Genomic DNA, 21,706 nt, shown 5'->3' with positions numbered 1-21,706 from the left:
GTCTCGCACACGTGCTGTTCAACAGGGTGGTGCCCCCGATTACGGTTGATCCACCATTCTCGGGGGCAACGAAACCGCCCGGTCAGCCCCGCAATCAGCCTTCGACCGCAGTGTCCGGCCGCGCGTCACCCGGCCCGGCGCGCCACGGTCTGCCGTGAGCGGGTGAACGCCGCCGCACCCAGCCCGGCCAGTAGCGGCACCACCACGGCCAGCAACCCGATGGTCGCCCACGGCAGCACGATCGGCGTGTATGCGGACTCCATCGGCTGCATCCGCATGTTCTTCACGGCCGCACGCAGATCGATGAGCCGGAGCGCCACCGCGGGCACCAGACCGGCTGCCGTGCCGAGCAGGACGCCGGTGAGCGCGACGACCAGGCACTGGAAACCGGAGAGGGTGCGCCGTACGCGTGGGGGTGCGCCCACCGCGCTGAGCGTGGTGAGGTCCGCCTCCGCGTCGGCCTTGGCGAGACCGGTCGCGATCGCGGCCGCGCCCAGGGTCACCACACCGGCGAACAGGGAGAGGAACAGCAGGATCGTGTCCTGCCGCCCGGACGGTCCCCTCTCCGACTGGAGATAGATTCCGCCGCCGGCCACTTCGACCGCCGCCGAGACCCGCTGCTCCTCGCTGTCCGTCGGCTCATGGGCGACCGCGTAGACACTGCCGTTCATCTCGGTGTGCAGACCGAGCTGTTTCGCTGTCTGCAGGGGCAGGATCATGCGGACCCCGGGTGTGGTGGCGTACTGCTCGGGTGCCTGATACACCTTCAGCCGGTCGGTACGGGTCTCGGCCTTGCCCGGGTGCAGCTTGCGGTTCTTGTCGCGGTCGCTGTACCTGTGGACGGCCTTGAGGGTGACCTCGCCGTTCTTCGCGTACGCCGGGTTGAGCAGCACGGGTGTGCCGGCCTCCAGGGCCTTGGCGGCCGCGGGGTCCCGGAGCTTCACATAGGTGGAGAGGAACTTGGCGTCGCCCAGGACGACGCCGTCCGCCATGCCGATGAACGGGCTCGCGTACATGAGCTCGTCCAGGCAGGCGGGGGACCGCATCAGCTTCCTGTGCTCTTCGGCGGAGAGACTCGCCGCGAGTTTTTTGGCTCCCTTGCCGACGAGCGGGCAGGAGTGGCCCTTGCCGGCGGGCTTGATCAGCTCGACCGAACCGCAGCTGTCCCCCTCCTCGTAGTAGATGTTGCAGTCGCTGCCCGCCCAGAACCGGCCGACGTCGGCGTGTCCACCGGTGACGGCGAGGTTGCGTTCGACGGCGGCGCGGGCGAGCGGGAGCCGGTCGGCCGCCTTGTCGTCGGAGGCGACGAGCGCGACCGTGCCCGGGGTGAGGCTCGCGGTGTACTCGAACTCCGACTCGGCCTGGCCGCTGGACATGTAGGTGGCGATGGCCACCGAACCCGCGACGGCTGCCATCACGGCCGCGACCGCGGGGGCCGTACGCCCTCGGTTGCGGGCCGCGTCGCGCAACGCCATCCGCGGGGAGAGTGGCAGCCTGCGGCCGAGCCGTCCGAGGAAGCCGACGATCACCGGGATGCAGCCGAGCAGGCCGAGTTCGGCGACGACCGACCCGCCGGCGACCAGTGTCGAGTTGCCGCTGGTGCCGCCGTAGACCGAGACCGCGATGCCGATCAGCAGGGTGATGGAGCCCAGCACCGGCAGTACCCGGGAGCTGCGGCGGATTCCGCGGCGGCCGCTGAGCGATTCCAGCACGGACTGCCGGCTCGCCACGATCGCGGGTACGAGCGCTGCCAGCAGACCGGTGACCAGACCGATCACGGCAATGATCAGCAGCTCCGACGGGTGCACAGCCAGCGATCCGAAGCGGTTTCCGGCCCAGCCCTCGATCATCGGGCGGAACACCGCCGTGAGCGCGAATCCGGACGCGACACCGGCCACGGCACCGACGCCGCCGAGCACCAGCCCGCCGGAGAGCACCACGGCCCGGACATGGCGCCGGTCTCCACCGCACGTACCGACGAGGCCGAGCTGGCGACGGGAGCGGCGGGCGCCGACCGCGAAGGCCGGTCCGGCGAGCAGTACGAGCTCCAGGACGGCCATGGCGACCACGGTGATCAGCGCCGCGCTGAGCTCCTCGGAACCGCCGTACGAGCCGCCGTTCATGGACCGGGCCATCGGGACCTCGGAGTCCGGCGGCGGGTCGATGACGACCTGCCGGGACACGACGAGGACGCCCCGCGCGTTGGCGGCGAGCACGTCGGACCAGCTCACGCCGGCTCCCTCGGCTCCCCTGACCAGCCAGTCCTTGGAGTCGGCGTTCGGCGGCAGCACCTTCTTGTCGTGCTCGGCCCTGTTCGTCCACGGGGCGATGACCGCCCCCGGCTCGGCGTACAGCGCCGCGGACTTGAGGTCGTCGGGCTGTTCCACGACACCGGTGATGGTGTACGTGCGCTCGGCGCCGTGCAGAGTGGTGCGCGAACCGACGTGCAGCCCCGACTTGGCCAGGAACGGCTCGGTGGCTGCCATCTCGCCGTCGCCGTGCGGGAAGGCGCCCCGCACGAGGGTGACCTTGCCGCGGGCCATCGGGTCCGACGTCCGGAACTCGACGATGTCGGCGGTGGTGATGCCGTACTTGGTGGTGACGGTGGCCGGGGCGGACTGGATGCTGATCGCGTGCGCACCTTCGGGGAGCGCGGCCTTTATGTCTATCGGCGGAACGGGTTCGTCGGCCGGCCGCGCGATGTCCTCCGAAGCCGGGCCGTACGACTGCCCGTCGGGCATCTGCTGGATCGCGCCCGCCCCCATCCCCGGATCGCTGAACAGCGCGTCCGCGGAGCCCATCGAGGCCATCAGCTTCTCGGCCCGGGTCGGCTCCACACTGCGGTACGTCACATCGGCGGCCGTCACCCCGAGCACCGGCAGCGCGATCATCGCGACAACCAGTGCGCTGCGGCCCTTGGCCCGCATGGCGTCGCGCCGGGCGATCCGGAGGGCGGCACGCCAGCCCGTGAACACGCTCACTTGGCGCCCTCGGCGGCGAGCAGCGAGTCGGCATCGGCGGTCAGTGTCTGGTCGACGATCGAGCCGTCCCGGAGGAACACGACCCGGTCCGCCCAGGCGGCGTACCGCGGTTCATGCGTCACCATCACCCCGGCCGCACCCTGGTCGCACCGGTTGCGCAGCAGGGCGAGGACGGCCTCACCGGTTTCGGAGTCGAGCGCCCCGGTCGGTTCGTCGGCGAGCACCAGGCGCCGGTCCCCCACCAGCGCGCGGGCGATCGCGACCCGCTGCTGCTGACCGCCGGACATCTCGTCGGGGAACCGGTCGGCGATCTGCAGGAGGTTCATCTCCTCCAGCGCGGCCCGCGCCTCCTTGCGTGCCTTGCGCACGGAGACCCCGTCGAGCTCGCGCGGCAGGGAGATGTTCTCGGCCGCGGTCAGCGCCGGGATCAGGTTGTAGTCCTGGAAGACATAGCCGACGCTGCGCCGGCGCAGGGCCGCGACGCCCTTGCGGCCGAGGGTGGAGATGTCCTGACCCTCGATGATCACCTGGCCGCCGGTCGCGGTGTCGAGACCACCGGCCAGGGTGAGCAGGGTGGACTTGCCGGAGCCGGACGGGCCCATCACGGCGACGAGTTCACCGGTGTGCACCGAGAGATTGATGCCGCGCAGGGCGTGCACCTCGGCGATGCCGGTTCCGTGGGTACGCGTGAGGGCGCGGAGTTCGAGCACGGGAGCGTCGACCGGCAGGGGCGCGGCGGACAGCCGGGGCGACGGGGTTGTGGACGGTTCGTGCGAGGACATGGTGAGTGGTTCCCCCTCGGGAATGGTCTGTGGTCGATACCGCGCAGGCGGGCGGTCGGCGATGCGGTCGAAGGCGGTGGACGCCGCGTAGGCGGGCGGGCAGCGCCGCGATCGAGGACAGCCGGTGCCGCGTGCGCGGGTGGTCAGCGCCGTGTACGCGGGCGGGCAGGCGTGCGCGCCTGGGCGTGGTTGGCGGTCCGCGCCTCAGGTACCGGATCCGTGGCGGCGGCCTCGGCGAGGCGGACCAGCCGCGACTCGCAGTGGTCCAGCCAGCGGGCCTCGGCCTCGGCCTGGAAGATCAGCTGTTCCAGTACGAGCAGCCAGGCCACCTCGTCGCGGTTGCCCGGGACGTCGGCGAGGGCCTGCGCCTTCAGCCGGGTGTAGTCCTGCATCGCTTTCACGGTGTGGTGGCGCTGGGACTGGATGACGGCCCGGATGTCGACCCCGGGCGCCCCGACGGCCATGGCGAGCTTGATCGCCAGCTCGTCGCGGGGCGGGCTGCTGCGGTCGACGGGCGTCTCGAACCAGTTCCGCAGTTCGGCGCGGCCGTCGTCGGTGATCGAGTAGAGGGCGTGTCCCTGATCGTCCTCGCCGTCCTGGACGACCAGGCCGTCGCGCTCCAGCCTGCTGAGCGTGGTGTACACCTGGCCGACGTTCAAGGGCCAGGTGGAGCCGGTGCGCGACTCGAATTCGGTGCGGAGCTGGGAGCCGTAGCGAGGCCCGCGCTCCAGGAGGGCCAGGAGCCCGTGGCGGATCGACATACTCAGTATGTATACCGAGTATGTTGGTCGATGCAAGCCCCGCCCCCTTCAGTTCGTACGGCGCAGACGGAGCCCGAGGAAGCCCAGACCCAGCCCTATCAGGGCGATTCCGGTGCCCAGTGACACCAGCCGTACCTGCCGCACGGCGGGCTGTTCGAGGGCCTGCGGCGCGAGCCGGCCCGGCACCGGGGAGCCGCCGGCCGTGGTGGTCGCCACGATCGTCGCCGAGGGCGGCATCGCCGGGGCCGTCGCGGCGGGCAGCTGGTCGGACTGTTCGAAAGAGTCGTCCCGTTTCGCGAGCTCCCGCGGGGAGTACGGCCGCCCGGGCCGCAGCCGCCCTTCCCCGGCCTGCCGCCCGGCGAGCGGGGGCTGCGCCTTGGGGTGCGCGGGCCGTCGGGTGGACGGACCGGCGGAGGGTGAGGGGGAGCGCCGGTCGGAAGCGGACGGCGAGGGCGAGGGGGAGTCGGAAGTGGACGGCGAGGGCGAGGGCGAGGGTGAGGGCGACGACGGGGCGGAAGCGGACGGAGAAGCCGAGGCGGAGGCGGAGGGGGTGGCCGGGGCGCTGTCCGACGGGGTCGCAGTCGCCGGAGTGCGAGGTTTCGACGGCGGTTCGGCCGAAGGGGCGAGGGGCGGATCGGCCGATGGGGCTATGGGCGTATCAGCCGAGGGGGCGGCGGGCTGATCGGCCGGGGGAGCTGCGGCCGGACCGGCCGGGGGAGCCGCGGCCGGACCGGCCGGGGAGCCACCGGGCAGCCCGGTGGACGGAGAGGAGGGGGGAGTCGTGGGGGTCTCGGGGGCCGTCGGAGCGGCTGCCGAAGGGCTGGGCGACCTGCGTGCCGACCCCGGCGTCCAGCCGGTTTCGCGCTGGTCCGCGCGTGCCTGACCCTGCACCGGCCCTAGCGCCGCCCCCGTCGCTATCACCAGACAGGCAAGGCACCTCGAAGCCCATGGGGGGAGGAGTCCTGAAACCATGAGGCCAGCGTCACATGCCCCGATATGTCCGGCATCCGGTGGATCGGGAGGCGAACCGGCCCGGCACACCTCACGCGTGCCGGGCCGTCACTTCCGTATGCACAGCGCTGCCGCCGGGCAGTGGTACCGCTGAACGGGCTACCGCCGAACAGCGTCACCGGCTTGCTCAGGCCGGGTCACCCGTGGAGATGCGCAGCTCGAAGTGGGCGCCCTTCTCGGGGATGGCGGTACCCGCAGAGGGGAACTGGTCGATGATCTGGTCCTCGGCATAGGTGTTCCCGGCGACCTCGATCGTCTTGATCGTCCAGCCCGCGGCCAGGGCGCATTCCTTCGCGGAGACGATGTCCTTGTACAGGAAGCTCGGTGCGTCGACCTTGTTCGGGTCGTCGCTGTCCTCCATGGCGTCCGTGCAGTCCTCGGTCTTCATCGTCCGGTTCCGCTCCGGATCCTTGTGCTCGCCGGCCACCGCCGAGCTGCTCGGGTCACCGCCGTTGCCCGAGTCCGAGCCCGGGTCGTCCTTCAGCGACAGCACTGTGATCAGCCCGCCGATCGCGATCAGCGCGACCACGATCGAGCCCACGATCACGGGCATGTTCCGCTTGTTGCCACCACCGCTGCCGGAACCGCCGCCACCCACGGGCTGCGGTGCGATGTCGTACGGCGCCGGTGTCCGGTACTGATGCTGCATCGGAGCCGGTGTCCCGTACGCCGGGTTCGCCTGCGGGTAGCCGTACGACGGCGAAGGGGCCGGTGTCGGTGTCGGTGTCGGCGGGCCGTACGGGCCGGGCTGCTGCTGGTACTGCTGCGGTTGGTACGGCATCTGCACGCTCTGCGGCGCCGGTGTGGCCTGGTCGACCGGCGGGAAGACCGCCGAGCCGACGCCCGAGCCGCTGTTCGCCGGTGCGCCGCCGATGATCACCGGGGCGCCCGTCCGGCCGCCCGCGTTCAGCACGCGCGTGATCTCGTCCTGCATCGCCGCCGCGCTGGGGAAGCGCTCGTTCGGATTCTTCTTCAGCGCGCGGGCCACCAGCGCGTCCATCGCCGGGGTGATCGACCGGTTGATGGAGGACGGCGCGACCGGCTCCTCCTGGACGTGTGCGTACGCGATGGCGAGCGGGGAGTCCGCGTCGAACGGGATCCGGCCGGTCAGCAGCTGGAACAGCATGATGCCGACCGAGTACAGGTCGGAGCGCGCGTCCACGCCACGGCCGAGGGCCTGTTCGGGAGAGAGGTACTGGGGAGTGCCGACGACCATGCCGGTCTGGGTCATCGACGTGACGCCCGACTGCATGGCGCGGGCGATACCGAAGTCCATGACCTTCACGACACCGCGCTTGGTCACCATGACGTTGCCGGGCTTGATGTCGCGGTGGACCAGGCCCATTTCGTGGCTGGTGTCCAGCGCGGCCAGCACGTCGCCGGTCACCTTGAGAGCCTTTTCGGCCGGCATCGCACCGTAATTACGGATGTCCGCCTGGAGTACGGAGCCGAGCGGCTCCCCTTCCACGTACTCCATGACGATGTACGGCATCAGCGCGCCGCCGAGCTCGTCCTCGCCGGTGTCGAAGACCGAGACGATGTTGGTGTGCTGCAGCTTGGCAACAGCCTGCGCCTCGCGCCGGAACCGCTCGCGGAAGGACTGCTCGCGCCCCAGCTCCGTGTGCAGCGTCTTGATCGCCACCTGGCGGTCGAGCGCGGAGTCGTACGCCAGATATACGGACGCCATTCCGCCTTCGCCGAGCAGGTCGCGGAGCTGGTAACGGCCGCCGGCGACCGAACCGCCCGCGTAGCGACCCTGGGCACCGTGTGCGCCGTCCTGGCTCATGACTTGCTCCCCCTCGGCGCGCGTCTCACGCGAAGATCCCTATTAGGCGCCAAGTCTGCCCGAGGGGTACGACACGTCAAGCCGGGTGCCCGTTCCGTGACCCTACGCACAGGAAGCGTCTCGGAAGCGTTACAGGAACCGGATGGAATTTGCGTGAGCGGTGCGGCAGCCGGTTGGATGGCCCGTCCCTCTCGAAACGGGGTGTCCGACAGAGGCTGTAGCGTGACGTGGCAATGCAGCAAGGCATGCAAGACACCGTGAGAACGCGCGGACGCGCGGACAGATACGACGGCGAGGACTGATGGCACCCGAACCCGAAGCAAACGGCGGCGGAGTTTCGGATGCGGCCGACTCCTGGGGCATCGGCGGTGTGGTCGGTGACGGACGTTATCGGATGACGCACCGGCTCGGCCGGGGCGGCATGGCCGAGGTCTTCGCGGCCGAGGACGTCCGGCTCGGACGTACGGTCGCAGTGAAGCTCCTCCGTTCCGATCTTGCCGAGGACCCGGTCTCCAAGGCCCGGTTCACACGTGAGGCACAGTCGGTCGCGGGCCTCAACCACCACGCGATCGTCGCGGTGTACGACTCCGGCGAGGACGTCGTGGGCGGCCAGACCGTCCCGTACATCGTGATGGAGCTCGTCGAGGGCCGCACCATTCGTGATCTGCTGCTCAATGCCGAGGCCCCGCCGCCGGAGCAGGCGCTGATCATCGTCTCGGGGGTGCTGGAGGCCCTCGCCTACTCGCATCAGCACGGCATCGTGCACCGTGACATCAAGCCGGCGAACGTGATCATCACGCACTCCGGTGCGGTCAAGGTGATGGACTTCGGCATCGCCCGTGCGCTGCACGGCGCGCAGTCGACCATGACCCAGACCGGCATGGTCATGGGCACGCCGCAGTACCTCTCCCCCGAGCAGGCACTCGGCAAGGCCGTCGACCACCGCTCCGATCTGTACGCCACCGGCTGTCTGCTGTACGAACTCCTCGCGCTGCGGCCCCCGTTCACGGGTGAGACGCCGCTCTCCGTCGTCTACCAGCACGTCCAGGACATCCCGGTCCCGCCGTCCGAGGTCGCGGACGTGGTGCCGCCGGAGCTGGACGGGCTCGTCATGCGTTCGCTCGCGAAGGACCCGGACGACCGGTTCCAGAGCGCCGAGGAGATGCGCGGGCTGGTCCAGTACAGCCTGCAGATGCTTCAGGTGCAGGGCGGTCACACGGGCACCTGGAACACCGGCCCGGTCGCCATGCACGAGGGCGGCCACACCCCCGCCATGGGCATGGCGGGCGGCACGATGGCGATGGGGCACCCGCAGCACGGGGACACCTCGCAGGGTCCGATCCTGCCGCCGATGAACCCGGACGACGGCGGATACGACGGCGGTCACGGGGGCGGCGGCGGCCGCGGCAAGCTCTGGCTGTTCGTCGTCCTCGCGCTGATCGCGATCGGGGCCGGTGTCGCCATCGCGGTCAACGCGGCGAACACCGGCGACAACAATCACAGAAAGACGCCGACCACGACCTCCAGCTCCCCGGCGCCGACGAAGAGTTCGGAGGCGCCCAGCGACGAGGAGACGAAGGTGGTCCCGCCGCAGGACGAAACCACCGGTGGTGAGCAGCAGCCGAGCTGGCAGCCGTCCACCACGCCGTCCACCACGCCCAGCAAGCCGTCCGAGACCCCGTCCGAGACGGCTTCCCCGCCGGACACAGGCACCACCGGCGGCGGTACGAGCACGGACGGCGGCACCGGTACGGACGGCGGCACCGGTACGGACGGCGGCACCGGTACGGACGGTGGCACCGGTACGGACGGTGGTACGACGACCGACGGTGGTACGACCACCGACGGCGGGACCACCACCGGTACCAACGGCACCGCCGGAACTGCCGCGGGCGCCACTCCCTGATGCCCCGGGCCCTCACTCCGTGAAGGCCTCGCGCACCGCCTCGTACTCCCGCGTCCACCAGACCGCCAGGGCCGACACCGCAGGAAACTGCGGGTCGGCCCTTCGGTCGTGCAGGCGGTACCGCCAGTGCAGTATCCAGAAGTCGTTGAGCCGCTCCCACCACACCCGGTGCACCGCGGCGGCGAGTTCGGCGGCGCTCGCCCCGGCTGCCCGCCGGTAGGCCCGTGCGTACGCCCGTACCTTCTCCAGTTCCAGCTTCCCGGTCGGCTGGACGAAGAAGATCGCCGCGGCCCTCACGGCCTCCTCGGCGCGCGGCTGCACTCCCAGCCGGTCCCAGTCGATGATCGCCACCGGGTCCGCGTCCCGGTACAGCACGTTCAGCGGGTGGAAGTCGCCGTGCACCCAGCCGGTCGCCGGGATGTCGGGGGTGGGCGGCCGGTGGTCGGCGTACTGCTCCAGCAGGGCGCGCCGCTCGACGAGGCGGTGTTCGGCCAACTCGTCGAAGGCGTCCCGGGGGCGCCGGCCGCGCGCCGCGGCCAGCAGATCGTCGATCAGGGCGAACGTGTCGGCGGCGTCCGGGCCGGCATGTCCGCGCGCCTGGGCCACCCCCCTCTCCATCACCTGCGCGAGCCCGGTGTGTACGGCTCCGAGGAGCGCCCCGAGCCGCTGCGACTGGGCGGTGGTCAGCTGGGCGCCGACCCGGTGCAGTCCGTCGACCCAGGGGTGCAGGGCGTAGCACCGGCCGCCGATCTCCGTGACCGTGTCGCCCTCCGTGTCCTCGACGGGCGGGGCGACGGGCACCCCGAGCGACTGCAGCCGCTGGGTGGCGCGGTGCTGGCGGACGATCGTCGCGCGGTCGCCGGTGGAGTCGTCGAGGTGGTGCTTGAGGAAGTACGAGCCGCGGGTGGTGGAGACGCGGTAGCCATGGTTGAGGAGGCCCAGGGTGATGGGCTTGCAGGTGAGGGGCTCACCGGCGTTCGGATAGCGGCGCAGCACCTCGCCGACCGGCGGAACAGGCGGGAGGGTTACAGATGAGCGCGGCACTCACCAAATGTTAGATCACGCTGTGTGGTGGCTCGGTTGACTTGCGTGGAAGTCCAGAGTGTGCATGGTGACGAAGTGCGGGTCGAGGCGGAGATAGACCGGCTCGAAGGGTTCGCCGTTGACCTGCAGCGGCGTCGCACCGAAGCGCGTGCGCTGTTCCTCCGTGGGGTGCACGACCTCGGCGGGCCCGGTGAACTGCACCGACCACAGGGCGTCGGTGTCCTCGCCGCCGCCCTCGCCGGTGGCCGCCGCGTCGAAGTTGTCCACCCCGTACGCGACGACGGTGCCGTCGCACGACTCGTGGTGACCGAGACCGCTGTGCATCCGCAGGACCACGCGCCCGTCGATCACGAGATGGCGGGCCACCGCCAGGAACGGGAGAGCCCGGCGGGTGGTCGCCAGCCGGCCGTACCGCACCCGGCTGATCAGCTCGATCGCTCGGACTTCCATCACTTGGGCTTCCATCGCTCGGGGTTCCGCAGAGGACATGGGTCCACTTTCCGGTACCTCGACGGGCGCAGAAAGAGGCCGCGGGCCCCGGTGATCGGGGACCAAGGTCCCGAAACCCGCCAAACCTCTCGCGAAGGCCCGCCCGCGCGGCTCAGCGCCGCTCCGCCTGCAGCCGCGCCACATAGGCGGCGGCCTGCGAGCGCCGCTCCATGCCCAGCTTGGACAGCAGACTGGAGACATAATTCTTGATCGTCTTCTCGGCGAGATGCAGCCGTTCGCCGATCACCCGGTTCGTCAGGCCCTCGCCGATGAGATCGAGGATGCGGCGTTCCTGGTCGGTGAGGGCGGACAGCTTGTCGTCGCCCCGGGCTTCCTTGCCCTCGCGCAGCCGCTCCAGCACGCGCGCGGTCGCGACAGGGTCGAGCAGCGACTTTCCGGCCGCCACGTCCCGTACCGCGGTCAGCAGCTCATTGCCACGGATCGCCTTCAGCACGTATCCCGACGCGCCCGCCATGATCGCGTCGAAGAGGGCCTCGTCGTCGGCGTACGAGGTCAGCATCAGGCAGTGGATGCTCTCGTCCTTGGAGCGGATCTCCCGGCAGACCTCCACCCCGCTGCCGTCCGGCAGCCGCACGTCGAGCACCGCCACATCGGGCCGGGTGGCGGGGATACGGAGCAGCGCGTCCGCCGCCGTGCCCGCCTCGCCGACGACCTCGATGTCGTCCTCGACCGCGAGCAATTCGTGCACTCCGCGGCGGACGACCTCGTGGTCATCCAGCAGAAATACGGTGATTTTTCCTTCTTCGCGCACAAATGCAGTCTCACACACTCCCCTCTTCCCTGCCGCTGAACGGCGGGATAACGTGCCGTTGTTCCGGCGGCCTGCAAGGCTGTTACCAGTGCTGTGACCAGCGAAAGTTCCCGACTTTTTCGATTTACTTGGAAATCCAAGCAAAATCGCAGGTCAGATAGGGTTTCGCAGTTGTGCGACGCACTGGGTAACGTGCCTTTGACAGGACGCTCGCCGGGGCACCTGTCACGCCTGTTCCCGGCCGAGCGGCACCCACCCCGTGCACGGGTACGGACACAGGCGAGCCGCACTGGTCTCCCGGCAGACCCCGGGGGCCGGACCGACGGAGGAGCACGCACGTGACCGTGGAGAGCACTGCCGCGCGCAAACCGCGACGCAGCAGCAAGCGGACCAGCGCCGCAAAGACGCCACAGAGTTCCGAGCCCGAGCTTGTACAGCTGCTGACGCCCGAGGGCGAGCGGGTGGAGCACCCGGACTACACGATCGACCTGACCGCGGACGAGCTACGCGGTCTGTACCGGGACATGGTCCTGACCCGCCGCTTCGACGCCGAGGCCACCGCGCTGCAGCGTCAGGGCGAGCTGGGCCTGTGGGCCTCGCTGCTCGGCCAGGAGGCCGCCCAGATCGGCTCCGGCCGGGCGCTGCGCGACGACGACTATGTCTTCCCGACCTACCGGGAGCACGGCGTCGCCTGGTGCCGCGGGGTCGACCCGACCAATCTGCTCGGGATGTTCCGCGGTGTGAACCACGGCGGCTGGGACCCGAACACCAACAACTTCCACCTGTACACGATCGTCATCGGCTCGCAGACCCTGCACGCCACCGGCTACGCCATGGGCGTCGCCAAGGACGGCGCGGACTCGGCCGTGATCGCGTACTTCGGTGACGGCGCCTCCAGCCAGGGCGACGTCGCCGAGGCGTTCACCTTCTCCGCGGTCTACAACGCGCCCGTGGTGTTCTTCTGCCAGAACAACCAGTGGGCGATCTCCGAGCCGACCGAGAAGCAGACCCGGGTGCCGCTCTACCAGCGCGCACAGGGCTTCGGCTTCCCCGGCGTCCGGGTCGACGGCAACGACGTACTCGCCTGCCTGGCCGTCACCAAGTCGGCGCTGGAGCGGGCCCGCCGGGGCGAGGGCCCCACCCTCGTCGAGGCGTTCACCTACCGGATGGGCGCGCACACCACCTCCGACGACCCGACGAAGTACCGGGCGGACGAGGAGCGCGTCTCCTGGGAGGCGAAGGACCCGATCCTGCGGCTGCGTACGTACCTGGAGAAGCAGGAACTCGCCGACGAGGCGTACTTCACCGCGCTGGACGAGGAGAGCGAAGCCCTCGGCAAGCGGGTCCGCGAAGCGGTACGGGCCATGCCCGACCCCGACCGGATGGCGATCTTCGACCACGCCTACGCCGACGGGAACCCGCTCGTCGACGAGGAGCGCGCCGAGTTCGCCGCCTACCAGGCTTCGTTCGCCGAGGAGGGCAACTAGTCATGGCCACCCAGAAGATGTCCCTCGCGAAGGCGCTCAACGAGTCGCTGCGCAAGGCCCTCGACACCGACCCCAAGGTCCTCATCATGGGTGAGGACGTCGGCAAGCTGGGCGGAGTCTTCCGGATCACCGACGGACTCCAGAAGGACTTCGGCGAGGACCGGGTCATCGACACCCCGCTCGCCGAGTCCGGCATCGTCGGCACGGCGATCGGTCTGGCCCTGCGCGGCTACCGGCCGATCGTGGAGATCCAGTTCGACGGCTTCGTCTTCCCGGCGTACGACCAGATCGTCACGCAGCTCGCGAAGATGCACGCCCGCGCACTCGGCAAGATCAAGCTGCCGGTCGTCGTCCGGATCCCGTACGGCGGCGGCATCGGCGCCGTCGAGCACCACAGCGAGTCGCCCGAGGCCCTGTTCGCACATGTCGCGGGGCTGAAGGTGGTCTCGCCGTCCAATGCCTCGGACGCCTACTGGATGATGCAGCAGGCCGTCCAGAGTGACGACCCGATCATCTTCTTCGAGCCGAAGCGGCGCTACTGGGACAAGGGCGACGTCGAGACCGACCTCATCCCCGGACCGCTGCACAAGGCCGCGACGGTACGGGAGGGCTCGGACCTCACCCTCGTCGCGTACGGCCCGATGGTGAAGGTCTGCCTCGAAGCGGCCGCGGCCGCCCAGGAGGAAGGCAAGTCCATCGAGGTCCTGGACCTGCGGTCGATGTCCCCGATCGACTTCGACGCCGTCCAGGCGTCGGTCGAGAAGACCGGCCGGCTGGTCGTGGTCCACGAGGCGCCGGTGTTCTACGGCTCCGGGGCCGAGATCGCCGCCCGCATCACGGAGCGCTGCTTCTACCATCTCGAAGCACCGGTGCTCCGGGTCGGTGGCTACCACGCCCCGTATCCGCCGGCGCGCCTCGAGGACGAGTACCTGCCGGGCCTGGACCGCGTGCTCGACGCCGTCGACCGCTCGCTGGCGTACTGAGGAGAAGGTTCGTGACGACGATGACCGAAACGTCTGCTCGCTTCCGTGAGTTCAAGATGCCCGATGTGGGCGAGGGACTGACCGAGGCCGAGATCCTCAAGTGGTACGTCCAGCCGGGCGACACCGTCACCGACGGCCAGGTCGTGTGCGAGGTCGAGACCGCCAAGGCGGCCGTGGAGCTGCCGATCCCGTTCGACGGGGTGGTGCACGAGCTGCGCTTCCCCGAGGGCACGACCGTCGACGTCGGTCAGGTGATCATCGCGGTGGACGTGGTGCCGGGCGGCGGCGAAGCGGCGGCGGAGCCGGTGGCTCCGGCCGTGGCCGAACCGGAACCGGCTGCGGAACCGGAGGCACCGAAGGGCCGCCAGCCCGTGCTGGTGGGCTACGGCGTGGCCGAGTCCTCCACCAAGCGGCGCGCCCGCAAGGGCACCGAGCCGCCGGCTGCCGCGGCTGCCGCGATCCAGGGCGAGCTGAACGGTCACACCACCACCGCAGTCCCCGCCCCCGCCGCCACCGTCGTCCCGGAGAGCCGCCCGCTCGCCAAGCCGCCGGTGCGCAAGCTGGCGAAGGACCTGGGCATCGATCTGGCGACGGTCACCCCGACCGGTCCGGGCGGGATCATCACCCGCGAGGACGTGCACGCGGCGGCCACGCCCGTACCGGCGCCGGCAGCCGCACCCGCCGCCCAGGCCGCGGCACCCGAGGCTGTTGCGGTGCCCGTTGCCGCAGCCCCCGTCCCGGGCGCCCGGGAGACCCGTATCCCGGTCAAGGGCGTACGGAAGGCCATCGCGCAGGCGATGGTCGGCAGTGCGTTCACGGCGCCGCATGTCACCGAGTTCGTGACGGTCGACGTCACGCGCACGATGAAGCTCGTGGCGGAGCTCAAGGAAGACAAGGACATGGCGGGGGTCCGGGTCAACCCGCTCCTGATCATTGCCAAGGCGCTCCTGGTCGCGATCAAGCGGAACCCGGAGGTCAACGCCGCCTGGGACGAGGCCAACCAGGAGATCGTGCAGAAGCACTATGTGAACCTGGGCATCGCGGCCGCCACCCCGCGCGGTCTGATCGTGCCGAACATCAAGGACGCGCACGACAAGACCCTGCCCCAGCTCGCCGCGGCGCTGGGCGAGCTGGTCACCACGGCGCGCGAGGGCAAGACGTCCCCCGCCGCCATGGCGGGCGGCACGGTGACGATCACCAACGTCGGCGTCTTCGGCGTCGACACCGGTACGCCGATCCTGAACCCGGGCGAGTCCGCGATCCTTGCGGTCGGTGCGATCAAGCTGCAGCCGTGGGTCCACAAGGGCAAGGTGAAGCCCCGCCAGGTCACCACGCTGGCGCTGTCGTTCGACCACCGCCTGGTCGACGGTGAGCTCGGTTCCAAGGTCCTGGCGGACGTCGCCGCGATCCTGGAGCAGCCCAAGAGGCTCATCACCTGGGCCTGACGGCTGTGTGAGACATGAGAAAGCGGGCCTGCGCGGAGTGTCCTCCGCGCAGGCCCGCTTCCGCTGCCGGGTCAGGTCACTTGGCGGGTGCCAGGACGACCCAGGCCGCGGCGGGTGCCGCCTCGGTCCCGTCGTCGAGCACGGGCGTCACCCGGTAGAAGTGGGTGGTGCCGGCCGGAGCGGTGGCGTCCGTGTACGACACCCCCGTGACGGGTCCGGTGGTCAGCTGCTCGTAGGCGTCCGTGGCCGGGTTCCAGCGTTCGACCAGGTAGCCCGCGGCGTCCGTGACCGCGTCCGCGTTCCAAGACAAGTCCACCGAGGAACCGGTGGCGCCCTTGAGCGCGGTGAGCGTGAGGGACGCGTTGTCCGGCGTCTCGACGGACGGTGTCAGATCCAGCTCGGTCACGACGCCGATCTCGGCGTCGTGAGTCATCCGGAAGCTGGAGTTGCCGGAGGTGTCCTCGACGTCGACGAAGTAGCACCGCTCCTCGCCGTCGGGCAGCCGCTCGTCCGTGTAGGACGTGGTGCCCGTGCCGAGGTACACGGACGAGATCCCGTAGCAGACCCGCTCGTCCTCGCTGTCGATCAGCTCGCCGACGTACACCACGTACCGCTTGAGGTCGGGCTCGGTGTTGGCGTTCCAGTGCAGCTCGATGCCGTACTCGGTCGCCTCGGTGGTGAGCCCGGTGACCGCCGCGGGGGGTGTGGTGTCCCGCGCGAGCGTGGTGACGTCGACGGTCGCGGAAGGCAGCGACTCCTTGCTCGCGTCGTCGTACGCCTTGAAGACGTAGTGGTACGTACGCCCGCCGGCCGGGGAGGTGTCGGTGCACGTGTACTGGAGCCGCCCGTCGCCGAGCGACTTCCAGCTGGTGGTGCACCGGACCGGCTCGGCCGAGGTGTCCACCGGGAGCGTCTCGGAACGGTAGACGTGGTAGTCGTACACGGCACCGTCGACGGCGTGATCGGTCGTCCAGGTGAACGTCGCCCTGCTGATCCCCGGCGTCGCGACGATGTCCTTCGGCGCCGCGACCGGACGGTAGGCCGTCACGCCGGAGCTGTACGCGGAGGCGCGCCCGGCGCCGTCCACGGCGGCCACCTCGTAGGTCCACTCCTTGGAGCGCTTCACCGTCGTGTCGCTGAAGGACGTGGCGGTGACGGAGCGGACCTTCAGGTCGTTGCTCCTCAGGTTGTAGCGGACCGCACCCGGGACGGGCTGCCAGGTCAGCACGATCGCGGCGTCCGTGCCCTGCGCGGTGAGACCCGCCGGAGCTGTGACGGCGACGGTGGTCACCGGCTGGTCGGTGCTGCCGGTGGAGACGTTTCCGGCCTTGTCGTAGGCGCGGACCTCGTAGTAGTACGTCTTCCCGGCCTCGGGCGGGAGACCCGCGTACGAGGTCGCGGTGGTCGTCTTGACGTGGGTGAAGGTGCTGGAGCCCTCGAGCCGGCGGTAGACCCGGTAGCCCGCGAGGTCCATCTCGTTGTTCTTCGTCCAGGTCACCTCGGCGTTGGCCGTGGCGTTGTCGAGGACCGCCTTCACGCCGACCGGGGCGAGCGGCTTGACCTTGTCGACGGTGGCCGACGTCCGGGGTGTGTAGACGAACTTGACGTTGGCGGAGCCCGTCCAGTTGACGAAGTCGATGCGCAGGGAGTGCTTGCCCTTGGGGACGGTGACGTTGACCGTCTTCTTCTGCGTGGTGGAGACGTTCTTCCAGATGTCGACCTTGCGCACTCCGTCGACGTAGACCCGGATGCCGTCCAGGGCCGACGCGGTGAAGGTGAACGGGCCCCCGGAGCCGAAGTCCCGGGTCAGGGACCAGCGGACACCGAAGTTGTTCGTCGGCAGACCGGAGGCGGGTGCGCCGGTGCCCCAGTTCTGGTCGATCACCGAGTCGCAGTCGGTCTTCTTCGGCGTTCCGGAGAACGTGGTGTTGGCGAAGAACTGCCGCTCGAAGACGGGCGAGGCGCACGTCGTCGCCGCCGAAGCGGTCGTGGTACTCACAGCCGTGAGCAGACTGCAGGAGGTCGCGGCGACCGACAGCGCGGCGACGGTGCGCAGGCGTCTGTGAGAAATACTGGTCAAGTCCGAGTTGCCCTTTCAGGCCGGATGGCGGGGAGGGCCCGGGTACGGGAAGGGACCCGCCGCAGTGCGCGGCAGGCCCCTCCTGGTGTCCCGGGTGCGGGATGCAGGACTACTTCTTGAAGGAGTAGTCCATGATCTTCTTCATGTCGGCGGTCCGGGTGGTCGCGCTCGTGGAGGCGAGTACGGTGCCGATGACCGTCTTGCCGTTCCGGGTCGCGGCGAAGACCAGGCAGTACTTGGCCGTCGGGCCGGAGCCGGTCTTCACACCGATCGCACCGCTGTAGCTGCTGAGCATCGTGTTGGTGTTGGACCACGACATGTAGCGGTAGCCGCCGCTCTTCGTGGTGACCTTCTGCTTGGTCGACTTGGTCTTGACGACCGTGCGGAACGTGGAGTTCTTCATCGCACTGCTGGCGATCTTCGTCAGGTCGCGCGGCGTCGAGTAGTTCGAGCCATTCCCTATGCCGTCGAACGAGTCGAAGTGGGTGTTCGTCAGACCGAGGGACTTGGCGGAGGCGTTCATCTTGCCGATGAACGACTTCACCCGGGCCGCGCGGGAGGTGCCGGTGCCGAACTTGTCGGCGAGGGCGTACGCGGCGTCGCAGCCGGACGGCAGCATCAGACCGTACAGAAGCTGGCGGACGGTGACCTTGTCGCCGACGATCAGGTGGGCCGACGAGGCGCCCTTGTCGACGATGTAGTCGCTGTACGCCTTCTGGATCGTGACCTTGGAATCCAGGTTCAGGTTCTTCTGCGCCAGCACCACCTTGGCCGTCATGATCTTGGTGGTGGAGCCGGTGGAGCGACGGGTGTCCGCGGCCTTCGTGAAGAGAGTCTTCGCGGTGCCGTTGTTCATCACGTAGCCGCCCTTGGCGGCGATCGTGGGTGTGGGCGGCGTGGCGGCCTGCGCCGTGGCAGCGAACACGCTGCCTGCAAGGACGGCGCCCGCGGTCAGGGCCACGGTGACAGTGGCGGATGCGCGGTTTATGCCCTTAATGCCGATTTTCAACTTGAACGCTCCAAATGCCCCTGGAATGCGGCTACATGAAGGTGCCGCTCGGTGGTGAGACTCATGAGACGAGTAGATGGATGTGCCGATTCCCGAGGTAATTTCCAGGGATTTACCGTCCGGATCCCGGACGGTGTCCCGGCATGCGCGCATGTTGTATCTATGCTGTGTGCATGCCTGCCGCACCCCCTGCCGTGACCCGCCCGCCCGTCAAGCAGCCGCCCGCCGCCGAGCGCGTCTACACCCACGTCAAGCAGGCGGTTCTCGACCGCCGGTACGAGGGCGGGACGCTGCTCACCGAAGGGGACCTGGCGGAGGCCGTCGGCGTCTCCCGTACCCCGGTGCGCGAGGCGCTGCTGCGGCTGGAGGTCGAAGGACTGATCAAGCTCTACCCGAAGAAGGGGGCGCTGGTGCTCGCCGTCTCCGCGCAGGAGATCGCGGACGTGGTGGAGACCCGGCTGCTGGTCGAGGAGTTCGCCGCCCGCAAGGCCGTGCCTGCCTCGGCGAAGCTGATCTCCCGGCTGGAGGAGCTGCTCGACGAGCAGCGGCAGCACGTGGCGGCCGGGGATCTCGCAGCCGTCTCGGTCGCGGACCGCTGCTTCCACGCCGAGATCGTGCGCCACGCGGGCAACGAGATCCTGTCGCGCCTCTACGACCAGCTGCGCGACCGGCAGCTGCGGATGGGCGTCGCCGTGATGGAGGCGCACCCCGGCAGGATCGCCGCCAACATCACCGAGCACGGCGAGCTGCTGGACGCGATCAGGGCCGGTGACGCGGACGGTGCCGCACAGGTCGTACGGCGCCACGTCAGCCGGGTCAAGGTGCTGGTCCGGGGTGAGGACCGGTGAGTTCTGCCGCCGCTCCCAGCCTGTCCCTGCCCGGTGATCCGCCCGGCGGCCGGCGTGCCGCCGGGGTCTGGGGCATCGGTGTCGCCGTCTACTTCGTCGCGATCATCTTCCGTACGAGCCTCGGTGTCGCCGGCCTGGACGCCGCCGACCGGTTCGGCGTCAACGCCTCCGCCCTGTCGACGTTCTCCATCCTTCAGCTGCTCGTCTATGCGGGCATGCAGATACCTGTCGGCCTGATGGTGGACCGGCTCGGCACCAAGAAGGTCCTCACCATCGGGGTCGTCCTGTTCACCGTCGGGCAGCTCGGCTTCGCGTTCTCCCCTTCGTACGCCACGGCGCTGGCCTCCCGTGCGCTGCTCGGCTGCGGCGACGCGATGACGTTCATCAGTGTGCTGCGGCTCGGCGCCCGCTGGTTCCCGGCCCGGCGCGGGCCGCTGATCGGCCAGATCGCCGCGCTCTTCGGCATGGCGGGCAACCTCGTCTCGACGCTCTTCATCGCCCGCGCCCTCCACGGCTTCGGCTGGACTGCCACGTTCGCGGGCAGCGCGGTCGCCGGGGTCGTGGTGCTGGTGCTGCTGCTCCTCTTCCTGAAGGACCACCCCGAGGGGCACGAGCCGCCGCCCGCCGAGCACGCCGGCGCGGCCTACGTACGCAAGCAGATCGCCGCCTCGTGGCGGGAGCCCGGCACCCGGCTCGGGATGTGGGTGCACTTCACCACGCAGTTCCCGGCCATGGTGTTCCTGCTGCTGTGGGGGATGCCGTTCCTGGTGGAGGCGCAGGGGCTGAGCCGGTCCACCGCCGGTGAGCTGCTCACCCTGGTGGTGCTCTCCAACATGGCCGTCGGCCTCGTCTACGGGCAGGTCATCGCCCGCCACCATGCCGCGCGTGCCCCACTGGCCCTCGGCACGGTCGCGTTGACCGCCGTCCTGTGGGCGTCGGCCATCCTGTACCCGGGCGACCACGCGCCGATGTGGCTGCTGATCACGCTCTGCGTGGTGCTCGGTGCCTGCGGTCCCGCCTCGATGATCGGCTTCGACTTCGCGCGCCCGGCCAACCCGCCGGAGCGGCAGGGAACCGCGTCGGGGATCGTCAACATGGGTGGCTTCACCGCCTCGATGACCACCCTGTTCGCCGTCGGTGTGCTGCTCGACGCGACAGGCGACAACTACCGCATCGCCTTTGCCTCCGTCTTCGTGCTGGAGGCGCTCGGGGTCGTCCAGATTCTGCGGCTGCACGCCCGTGCCACGCTGCGGGAGCGGAACCACCATGTGATCAGCCGCGTGGAGGCTGTGCACGTACCCGCGTGACCCCTGCGGCAGCCGGCTCGGCGGCGCGCCCGTCTCGTCACTTCACGAAAGACGGGCGCCGCCGACCGTGCCGTTACGGGGTCACGGCGAAGTTCTGCAGGATCGCCGTCGCCAGCTCCTGGTCGCCCTCGACTTTGATCCGGTCCGCGACCGCCGCCGGGCGGACCCGGCCGCAGGCCAGCCGGACGTAGGTCTCCCAGTCCATCGACAGCGTCACCGCGGGCCCCAGCGAAGGCGAACCGTCCACCGAACCACGGCCGTCCGCATCGACCCTGACCGTGCGCAGGAACTCCACCGGCCCGTGCACATCGAGCACGACCGCCGAGTTGGGCGGCGCGCCCGCGTCCTTGGCGACCACCTTCGGCAGCGCGGCGAGCAGCGTGTCCCGGGCGATGGTGGCTCCGGGGGAGTCCAGGTTGCCGGGCCTGCCCAGCGTCGTCCGCAGATCCTGCTCGTGCACCCAGACGTCGAAGGCCCGCATCCGCAGCGCCAGTTCCAGGGTCTGCTCGGCGCCGAGCGGCGCGCGGGTCATGGTCTCCGGGTCACGCGACTCGTTCCGCAGCTGACGGGAGCGGCGGATGATCGTGTACTCCAGCTCGGAGGTCATCTCGGGTGCGGTGTGGTGGCGCCGCACATCGACCTGCATCTCCATGTAGCGGGTGAAGTCGTTCTGTACGTGGTACAGATCGCGCGGCAGCGTGTGGATCGGCCGCGGATCGCCGAGCTGCTCGCACTCCATGCCGATGACGTGCGAGACGATGTCGCGCACCGACCAACCGGGGCACGGTGTACGGCGGTTCCACTCCCCCTCGGCGAGCGGCTTCACCAGCTCGGCTATCGACTCGACGGAGTGGGTCCAGGCATCGGCGTAGGTCTGGAGGCTGGGATGGACGGTCACGGGACCCCTCGTGCGGTTCTGCGGTGCATGGGCTGGGCGCGGTCGGCGGGTGGCGGCTGCGGGCTGCGTGGGAGGCTCGGTCGCTAAGTTACGCTGCGAGCAGGCACCCCGGCAGTG

General features: G+C 70.0%; 18 protein-coding genes. 7 read left to right on the top strand and 11 right to left on the bottom strand.

The annotated features are described in order from the left end of the window. Positions 1-125: 125 nt before the first annotated feature. The 4 genes from OHA88_RS23930 to OHA88_RS23915 all read right to left on the bottom strand — a co-directional run bounded on the left by OHA88_RS23930 (position 126) and on the right by OHA88_RS23915 (position 4,740). A complete protein-coding gene (locus tag OHA88_RS23930) occupies positions 126-2,981 on the bottom strand; it encodes an FtsX-like permease family protein (RefSeq protein WP_328627014.1) in 2,856 nt (951 codons plus the stop codon). After that, on the bottom strand, positions 2,978-3,763 hold the full coding sequence (locus OHA88_RS23925) for an ABC transporter ATP-binding protein (protein WP_326814700.1): 786 nt from the start codon (positions 3,761-3,763) through the stop codon (positions 2,978-2,980). Before OHA88_RS23925 ends, OHA88_RS23930 begins: the two co-directional genes overlap by 4 nt. A gap of 143 nt (positions 3,764-3,906) precedes the next feature. After that, a complete protein-coding gene (locus tag OHA88_RS23920; RefSeq protein ID WP_328627013.1) occupies positions 3,907-4,524 on the bottom strand; it encodes a PadR family transcriptional regulator in 618 nt (205 codons plus the stop codon). Positions 4,525-4,572: 48 nt separating this feature from the next. Next, on the bottom strand, positions 4,573-4,740 hold the full coding sequence (locus OHA88_RS23915) for a hypothetical protein (protein WP_328627012.1): 168 nt from the start codon (positions 4,738-4,740) through the stop codon (positions 4,573-4,575). Here OHA88_RS23915 and OHA88_RS23910 point away from each other — a divergent pair. Continuing rightward, positions 4,727-5,206 (top strand): hypothetical protein, encoded by a 480-nt coding sequence (locus OHA88_RS23910; RefSeq protein WP_328627011.1) that lies wholly within the window; start codon positions 4,727-4,729, stop codon positions 5,204-5,206. The genes OHA88_RS23915 and OHA88_RS23910 overlap by 14 nt on opposite strands. Positions 5,207-5,662: 456 nt before the next feature. On the opposite strand, the gene OHA88_RS23905 is transcribed toward OHA88_RS23910, so the two are convergent. Then, positions 5,663-7,321, bottom strand: coding sequence for a protein kinase domain-containing protein (locus OHA88_RS23905; RefSeq protein WP_328627010.1), 1,659 nt, complete (start codon positions 7,319-7,321; stop codon positions 5,663-5,665). Between the two features lie 301 nt (positions 7,322-7,622). Here OHA88_RS23905 and OHA88_RS23900 point away from each other — a divergent pair, with 301 nt between their 5' ends. Continuing rightward, positions 7,623-9,227: a protein kinase domain-containing protein gene (locus OHA88_RS23900; protein WP_328627009.1), complete on the top strand. Its 1,605-nt coding sequence runs from the start codon at positions 7,623-7,625 to the stop codon at positions 9,225-9,227. Between the two features lie 12 nt (positions 9,228-9,239). Here the strand turns inward: OHA88_RS23900 and OHA88_RS23895 are convergent, their stop codons facing one another. The 3 genes from OHA88_RS23895 to OHA88_RS23885 all read right to left on the bottom strand — a co-directional run bounded on the left by OHA88_RS23895 (position 9,240) and on the right by OHA88_RS23885 (position 11,532). Further along, positions 9,240-10,223, bottom strand: coding sequence for a phosphotransferase (locus OHA88_RS23895; RefSeq protein WP_328629777.1), 984 nt, complete (start codon positions 10,221-10,223; stop codon positions 9,240-9,242). 63 nt (positions 10,224-10,286) lie between these two features. After that, positions 10,287-10,760 (bottom strand): pyridoxamine 5'-phosphate oxidase family protein, encoded by a 474-nt coding sequence (locus OHA88_RS23890; RefSeq protein ID WP_406428527.1) that lies wholly within the window; start codon positions 10,758-10,760, stop codon positions 10,287-10,289. Between the two features lie 112 nt (positions 10,761-10,872). Continuing rightward, the gene (locus OHA88_RS23885; RefSeq protein ID WP_326604825.1) at positions 10,873-11,532 is read right to left on the bottom strand and encodes a response regulator transcription factor; all 660 of its coding nucleotides are present in this window, start codon (positions 11,530-11,532) and stop codon (positions 10,873-10,875) included. A gap of 338 nt (positions 11,533-11,870) precedes the next feature. Between OHA88_RS23885 and pdhA the strand changes: the two genes are divergently transcribed. The 3 genes from pdhA to OHA88_RS23870 are packed head-to-tail and all read left to right on the top strand — an operon-like array spanning position 11,871 to position 15,447. Beyond that, positions 11,871-13,019, top strand: a complete 1,149-nt coding sequence (gene pdhA / locus OHA88_RS23880) for a pyruvate dehydrogenase (acetyl-transferring) E1 component subunit alpha (RefSeq protein ID WP_313938299.1) — start codon at positions 11,871-11,873, stop codon at positions 13,017-13,019. Between the two features lie 2 nt (positions 13,020-13,021). Further along, entirely contained in the window at positions 13,022-14,002 is a 981-nt protein-coding gene (locus tag OHA88_RS23875; protein WP_030930280.1) for an alpha-ketoacid dehydrogenase subunit beta, read from the top strand. 11 nt (positions 14,003-14,013) lie between these two features. Then, positions 14,014-15,447: a dihydrolipoamide acetyltransferase family protein gene (locus OHA88_RS23870; RefSeq protein WP_328627008.1), complete on the top strand. Its 1,434-nt coding sequence runs from the start codon at positions 14,014-14,016 to the stop codon at positions 15,445-15,447. A gap of 76 nt (positions 15,448-15,523) precedes the next feature. On the opposite strand, the gene OHA88_RS23865 is transcribed toward OHA88_RS23870, so the two are convergent. Then, positions 15,524-17,446: a fibronectin type III domain-containing protein gene (locus OHA88_RS23865; protein ID WP_328627007.1), complete on the bottom strand. Its 1,923-nt coding sequence runs from the start codon at positions 17,444-17,446 to the stop codon at positions 15,524-15,526. 190 nt (positions 17,447-17,636) lie between these two features. Further along, positions 17,637-18,536, bottom strand: coding sequence for a D-alanyl-D-alanine carboxypeptidase family protein (locus tag OHA88_RS23860; RefSeq protein WP_328627006.1), 900 nt, complete (start codon positions 18,534-18,536; stop codon positions 17,637-17,639). A gap of 173 nt (positions 18,537-18,709) precedes the next feature. Here OHA88_RS23860 and OHA88_RS23855 point away from each other — a divergent pair, with 173 nt between their 5' ends. Both OHA88_RS23855 and OHA88_RS23850 read left to right on the top strand, forming a co-directional pair. Beyond that, positions 18,710-19,384 carry a GntR family transcriptional regulator gene (locus tag OHA88_RS23855; protein ID WP_267003966.1) on the top strand — a complete coding sequence of 225 codons (675 nt, stop codon included), beginning with the start codon at positions 18,710-18,712 and terminating at the stop codon, positions 19,382-19,384. Then, a complete protein-coding gene (locus tag OHA88_RS23850; RefSeq protein ID WP_267003964.1) occupies positions 19,381-20,691 on the top strand; it encodes an MFS transporter in 1,311 nt (436 codons plus the stop codon). Before OHA88_RS23855 ends, OHA88_RS23850 begins: the two co-directional genes overlap by 4 nt. Positions 20,692-20,764: 73 nt before the next feature. On the opposite strand, the gene OHA88_RS23845 is transcribed toward OHA88_RS23850, so the two are convergent. Further along, positions 20,765-21,589, bottom strand: a complete 825-nt coding sequence (locus OHA88_RS23845; RefSeq protein WP_267003962.1) for a maleylpyruvate isomerase family mycothiol-dependent enzyme — start codon at positions 21,587-21,589, stop codon at positions 20,765-20,767. Positions 21,590-21,706 lie beyond the last annotated feature (117 nt).

Origin of the sequence: Streptomyces sp. NBC_00353 (assembly GCF_036108815.1) — a bacterium.
Taxonomy (GTDB): Bacteria; Actinomycetota; Actinomycetes; order Streptomycetales; family Streptomycetaceae; genus Streptomyces.
The sequence above is the reverse complement of the archived record's forward strand: the minus strand, read 5'-3'. Positions and strand labels throughout refer to the sequence as shown.